A 7,456-nucleotide genomic window follows, 5' to 3' on the forward strand; every position below is an offset into this window, starting at 1 on the left:
GGATGGAACGACGGCATTATCAGCAACAGCTACGCCAGCACCACCGTATCCGGAGGAGGCGATGCCGGCGGACTGGTGGGGGGAACCAGCGGCAGCTCAAAAATCGACCACAGTTACGCGACAGGCGCTGTGACCGGCTCGGTGTTTACCGGCGGCCTGGCCGGCTACAACCAGGGCGACATCACTAGCAGTTATTCCGCCGGCACCGTGACCAGCTCAAACAATGCCGGCGGCCTGGTGGGCTACATGCTCCATACCGGCGCCATCAGCAGCAGCTATTCAAGCGCCACCGTAAACAATTCAGGCGACACCAGCGGCGGGCTGGTTGGCTTGTGGAGCGGCAGCGGCGGAAGCATCAGCAACAGTTACGTCACTGGCACCGTCACCGGCACCACCAAGACGGGTGGCTTGGTGGGGGACATGAGCAATAACGGTGGTGTCCTCAGCAACAGTTATGCTGCCGGGCAGGTGACCGGTACGGCCGGCAGTGTTGGCGGGTTGGTGGGAAGCCGGACGACAGGAACGATCAGCGGCAGCTTTTGGGATAGCACCACGACCGGCCAGGCCACCAGTTCGGGCGGCGGCACGGGCATGACCACGGCCCAGATGCAGCAGCAAGCCAACTTCAACTCAGCCACAGCCGCCAACGGCAACGTCAACCCGAATTGGGACCTCAGCAACGTCTGGCGCATTTATGAGGGCAACAGCCGCCCCCTGCTCAAATCACTGATGAAGGCCACCACGGTCACCGTTGGCAATGCCAGCAAGACCTACGACAAGCTGTCCTGGAATGGCGGAACCGGCATCAGTTGCTCCAACGTGGCCTGCGGCAGCTTGTCGGGGAGCATCAGTTTCGGCGGAACCGCCCAGGGAGCGGTCAATGCCGGCAGCTACACGGTGACGGGTTCCGGCCTGTATTCGAACCAGCAAGGCTATGACATCAACATTGTCAATGGCGTGCTGACGGTGAATCCCGCCAGCCTGACGGTCACCGGTGTAGGCGCAAACAACAAGGTGTATGACGCGGGCCTGGGTACCACCTTGAACGGGACGGCTAGCGTCACGGCCATCGCCGGCGACACGGTGAGTGTGGCCGGCGCCGGCAGCGGCGCCTTTGCCGACAAAAACGTGGGCAACGGCAAGGCCGTCACCGTCACCGGCTACACGCTGGGCGGCGCCGACGCCGGCAACTATGTCATCGTGCAGCCCACGGGCCTGACCGCGAACGTCACGCCGGCAAGCCTTGCCGTTGGCGGTGTGACGATCCAGAACAAGGTGTACAACGCCAACGACGCCGCCACCATCAACGGCACGGCCAGCGTTGCAGCTTTCGTCGGTGATACGGTGAACGTGGCCGGCACGGGCATCGGCCGGTTTGCCGACAAGAACGTGGGCAACGGCAAGGTGGTTACCGTGACCGGCTACACGCTGGGTGGCGCCGATGCCGGCAACTACACCGTGGTGCAACCCACAGGTTTCACGGCCAACATCACGCCGGCCAGCCTGGCTGTGACCGGCGTAGGCGCGAACAACAAGGTCTACGACACGACCGCCACGGCGACGCTGAGCGGAACAGCGGCGGTGACGGCTTTGGGTGGCGATGCTGTGACCGTGGGTGGCACGGGCAGCGGCACCTTCGCCAACAAGAACGTGGGCAACGGCAAAGCCGTGACCGTCACCGGCTACACACTGGGTGGTGCCGACGCCGGCAACTACACCGTGGTGCAGCCCACGGCAGTGACCGCCAACATCACGCCGGCCAGCCTGGCCGTCACGGGTGTGGGAGCCAACAACAAGGTCTATGACACCACCACTACTGCCACGCTCACTGGCACGGCCAGCGTGACAGCTTTGGCAGGCGATGCGGTGACGGTTGGCGGAACCGGCAGCGGCAATTTCAACAACAAAAACGTTGGCACGGGTAAAGCCGTGACTGTCACCGGCTACACCCTTGGCGGCGCCGATGCTGGCAACTACACCGTGGTTCAACCCACTGCAGTGACCGCGAACATCACACCCGCCAGCTTGACTGTCAGCGGCGTGAACGCAAACAACAAGGTCTACGACACCACCACCACCGCCACCCTTAGCGGAACGGCGGCCGTCACGGCCTTGGCTGGCGATACCGTGACGGTGGGTGGCACCGGCAGCGGCAGCTTCGCCAACAAAAATGTAGGCAACGGAAAAACCGTCACTGTCACCGGCTACACGCTGGGCGGTGTCGACGCCGGCAACTACACCGTAGTGCAGCCCACCGCTGTCACGGCCAACATCACGCCGGCCAGCCTGGCGGTGACCGGCGTAGGCGCGAACAACAAGGTCTACGACACCACCACCGCGGCGACGCTCAATGGCACTGCAGGTGTTACTGCCCTGAGCGGTGATGTTGTGACGGTGGGCGGCACCGGCAGCGGCACCTTCGCCAACAAGAACGTGGGCAACGGCAAGGCCGTCACTGTCACCGGCTACACCCTTGGCGGCGCCGATGCCGGCAACTACACCGTGGTGCAGCCCACGGCAGTGACCGCCAACATCACACCGGCCAGCCTGGCGGTGACGGGTGTGGGAGCCAACAACAAGGTCTACGACGCAACGGCCATCGCGACGCTGAACGGAACAGCGGCCGTCGCGGCCCTGAGTGGCGATACCGTGACGGTGGGCGGCACCGGCAGCGGCAATTTCAACAACAAGAACGTGGGCAATGGCAAGGCCGTGACCGTCACGGGCTACACACTTGGGGGCGCCGACGCCGGTAACTACACCGTGGTTCAACCCACGGCGGTGACTGCAAACATCACACCGGCCAGCCTCACGGTGACGGGCGTGAACGCCAACAACAAGGTCTACGACACCACCACCAGCGCCACGCTCAATGGGACAGCCGGTGTTGCCGCCCTGAGCGGCGACGTGGTGACAGTCGGCGGTGGCAGCGGCACTTTCGCCGACAAGAACGTGGGCAACGGCAAGGCCGTCACTGTCACTGGCTACACATTAGGCGGTACCGATGCCGGCAATTACACCGTTGTGCAACCCACGGGATTGACCGCCAACATCACGCCAGCCAGCCTTGCCGTCACGGGTGTGGGCGCCAACAACAAGGTCTACGACACCACCGCTACGGCCACGCTCAGTGGAACAGCGGCGGTGACGGCTTTGGGTGGCGATACCGTGACCGTGGGCGGAACCGGCAGCGGCAGCTTCGCCAACAAGAACGTGGGCAACGGCAAGACCGTCACCGTCACCGGCTACACCTTGGGCGGCGCCGATGCCGGCAACTACACCGTGGTACAGCCCACGGCGGTGACCGCCAACATCACGCCAGCCAGCCTGGCCGTCACTGGCGTAGGCGCGAACAACAAGGTCTACGACACCACCACCAACGCCACGCTGAATGGCACAGCAAGCGTCACGGCCCTGAGCGGCGACGTGGTGACGGTTGGCGGTGGCAGCGGCACCTTCGCCGACAAGAATGTGGGCAACGGCAAAGCTGTGACGGTCACGGGCTACACACTGGGTGGTGCCGATGCCGGCAACTACACCGTGGTGCAGCCCATCGGCGTCACGGCAAACATCACGCAAGCCAGCCTCACGGTCACAGGCGTGAATGCCAACAACAAGGTGTACGACACCACGACCGTGGCCACGCTCAGCGGAACAGCAGCGGTGGCGGCGCTGGGTGGCGACACGGTAACGGTGGGCGGCACCGGCAGCGGCAGCTTCGCCAACAAGAACGTAGGCAACGGCAAGGCGGTGACCGTCACCGGCTACACACTGGGCGGCGCCGATGCCGGTAACTACACCGTGGTTCAGCCCACGGCGGTGACGGCCAACATCACACCGGCCAGCCTGGCGGTCACAGGTGTAGGTGCAAACAACAAGGTCTACGACACCACCGCTACGGCCACGCTCAGCGGAACAGCGGCGGTGACGGCTTTGGGTGGCGATACCGTGACCGTGGGCGGAACCGGCAGTGGCAGCTTCGCCAACAAGAACGTGGGCAACGGCAAGGCCGTCACCGTCACCGGCTATACGCTGGGCGGCGCCGATGCCGGCAACTACACCGTGGTGCAGCCCACGGGTGTCACGGCGAACATCACGCCGGCCAGCCTGGCTGTCACAGGTGTGGGTGCCAACAACAAGGTCTATGACACCACCACCACGGCGACGCTCAATGGCACGGCCGGCGTCGCGGCTCTGGGCGGTGATGTCGTGACGGTGGGTGGCACCGGCAGCGGCAATTTCGCCAACAAGAATGTGGGCAACGGCAAGGTTGTCACCGTCACCGGCTACACGCTGGGCGGTGCCGACGCCGGCAACTACACCGTGGTTCAACCCACGGCGGTGACAGCGAACATCACACCCGCCAGCTTGACTGTCAGCGGTGTGAACGCAAACAACAAGGTCTACGACACCACCACCACCGCCACCCTCAGCGGAACGGCGGCCGTCACGGCCCTGACTGGCGATACCGTGACGGTTGGCGGTGGCAGCGGCACCTTCGCCGACAAGAACGTAGGCAACAGCAAGGCCGTCACTGTCACCGGCTACACACTGGGCGGCGCCGATGCCGGTAACTACACCGTGGTTCAGCCCACGGCGGTGACGGCCAACATCACACCGGCCAGCCTGGCGGTCACAGGTGTAGGTGCAAACAACAAGGTGTATGACACCACCACCACGGCGACGCTCAATGGTGCGGCCGGTGTCACGGCCCTGAGCGGTGATGTCGTGACTGTGGGTGGCACGGGCAGCGGCAGCTTCGCCGACAAGAACGCAGGAAATGGCAAGGCGGTGACCGTCACCGGCTATACGCTGGGCGGCGCTGACGCAGGCAACTACGTCATCGCGCAACCCGGCGGCGTCACCGCGAACATCACCCAGGCCAGCCTGGCCGTCACCGGTGTGAATGCCCAGAACAAGGTGTTCGACGGCACAACCGCGGCCACCCTGGGCGGAACCGCCGCCGTCACGGCCCTGGCCGGCGACGTGGTCAGCGTCGGCGGTGTCGGCCGCGGTGCTTTTGGCAACCCGAACGTAGGCAATGGCAAAGCCGTGACCGTGACCGGCTTTACCCTGGGTGGTATCGACGCCGGCAATTACACGGTGGTGCAGCCCACCGGGCTGACGGCTGCCATCACACCCTTGCCCGCGGCACCTGTGCCCGCGCCCGGGCCGGCGCCGGCGACGTCCGGGCGGGGATTGGGGGTGGATGGTGACGGCATACGTTCGGCCATGCAACAGGCCCTGGATACGGAGCGCTCTACATCCAGCTCCAACGCCAACGCCAACTCCAACGCCAAATCCAATCCCAACGCCAGCTCGACCCAGGCATCGTCAACCCTGCGCGTGACCCACAGCGCAAGCACCGACGCATCGTCGGGCGGTGAGGCGCTGGAGCTCTCCAGCCGGCCCGCCGAGGTGGTGGCGGACGACACGCCCCTTGCCACGGGAAGAAAAGACCCGCGCCTGCACATCGTTGACGGCGGCGTGCAGCTGCGAAGCGGTGTGCTCTCCGCCAAAAAATAAAACCGGTCGCTCCACGGAAGTTTTCTCATGAAATGCCTCTTATCCCGAAAGCACGTGGTGCTGCTACTGGCCGCCGCGCCCTTGTTGGCGGCCCGGGCGGCCGATCCCCCGCCGGTCGATATCGGCAGCATCCTCCAGCAGGTCCAGCCGTCCCAGCCCTTCGCCCCGCCGCCCCGTGGGGAAGGGCCGTCCCTCAACAACCAGGAAAATGCTCCGGCGCCGCCCGTACGTCCCCCGGTTTCGGTGGACGTCAAATCGATCCAGATCCTCGGCAACACCGTGGTCGAGACGGACACCCTGCATGGGCTGGTGGCCGATGCGGAAGGCAAAACCCTGACGCTGGACCAGCTCGATGAAATGGCGACGCGCATCAGCAGGTACTACCGCGGCCGCGGCCACACCTTTGCGCGCGCCGTGGTGCCCGCGCAGGTGATCCAGTCGGGCATTGTGCGTTTTCTGGTGATAGAGGCGCGCTACGGCAAGGTCGGCATTGACAACCAGACCCGCGTGAACGACCTGCTGCTGCAGGCGACGGCGGCGCCGCTGCAAGGCGGGCAGCCTGTCGAGCAGGCCTTGCTCGACAGGTCCCTGCTGCTGATGTCGGACATACCCGGCGTGGTGGTGCAGGCAACCCTGAGGCCCGGCGACGGCATGGGAAGCTCGGACCTGAGTATCCAGGTCGCGCCCGGCCAGGCAGTCTCCGGAAGCCTGGTTCTGGACGACTACGGCAACAGCTACACAGGCAGGGGCCGGCTCGGTGGCACGGTGTACTTCAACAATCCCTTGCGGCGTGGCGATGTCCTGGGCGTGGGCGGCCTGAGTTCTGGCTCCGGGGTCAACTACGGGCGCGTGAGTTACGAGTCCTTGTTGAACGGGCAGGGCACGCGCGGCGGCGCCGCCTATTCCATGCTGAACTACAAAATCGGCGGATCCTTGCAGGAGCTCGGCGCGCATGGTTCCGCCGAAACCGAAAGCGTGTGGGGCAGGCATCCGCTGCTGCGAAGCCAGACCATCAACGTTTACGGCCAGGTCCAGTACGACAACCTGCAGTTGCGTGAGCGCATCGATATGGCAGGAATGAAGACCGACCGGCACCTCGGCAGCTGGGTTTCAAGCCTGAGCGGGGACTGGCGCGACACCCTGATGTCCGGCGGCATCAACACCTGGAGCCTGGTATGGAGCCGTGGCCGGGTGGGCTTTGATGTCGCGGAGGCCCAGCAGGCGGACGCGGCCGGCGCAAGGACGGAGGGCTGGTTTTCAAAGACCAACCTGAACTTCTCCCGGCTGCAGCGCTGGGGAGACAAGGGCACGGTGTATTTGTCATGGGCGGGCCAATGGGCGAACACCAACCTCGACTCGTCGCAAAAAATGTCTGTGGGTGGGCCTTATTCCGTGCGCGCCTACGACGTGAGCGCGCTGTCGGGCGATGCCGGTTACCGCGCAAGCATTGAAGTGCGCTACGACCTGGGGCAGGTCGGCGGCGGAAAACTCCAGGCGCTGGCGTTCTGGGACGGCGCTTACCTGAAGGTCAACCAGCGGCCCTGGACGGCCGGTGTCAACACCGCGAGCTTCAGCGGCGCCGGGGTCGGGCTTGACTGGACCGGGTTCAACCAGTGGCGGGCTCGGGCCTACCTCGCCTCGCCGCTTGGGCCTGCACCTGAGCTGGTCAAGGCGCCGGATGCGATGCGGATGTGGACGGAAGTAGCTTACAGGTTCTGATGTTCTTTGTCCTTATGAGCGTTGCTGCTTTTTGCTTAGGCTTGCTGGCTGGGTTTGCTCCGGCCTTTGTGCTTTTGTTCTCTCTGCTGAGGGCGGTTGGCCGGGGGTAGCCCGGCGGCTACTCACTTTTCTTTTGCTTCGCCAAAAGAAAAGTAAGCAAAAGAAAACGCGACCCTGGTTGCTGCGTCCCTCCGCTGCGCTACGGGCAACC

At 64.8% G+C, this 7,456-nt stretch carries 2 protein-coding genes; both read left to right on the forward strand.

All coding sequences use genetic code 11. The features are described 5' to 3' along the window. Positions 1-5,526, forward strand: a 5,526-nt coding sequence (locus AC1D0P_RS18385) for a beta strand repeat-containing protein (protein ID WP_477678070.1), incomplete at its 5' end; no start/stop codon positions are given. Positions 5,527-5,553: 27 nt separating this feature from the next. After that, a complete protein-coding gene (locus AC1D0P_RS18390; protein WP_477678071.1) occupies positions 5,554-7,245 on the forward strand; it encodes a ShlB/FhaC/HecB family hemolysin secretion/activation protein in 1,692 nt (563 codons plus the stop codon). The last annotated feature ends 211 nt before the right edge of the window (positions 7,246-7,456 follow it).

It is taken from the genome of Polaromonas sp. P1_G2 (genome assembly GCF_056405515.1).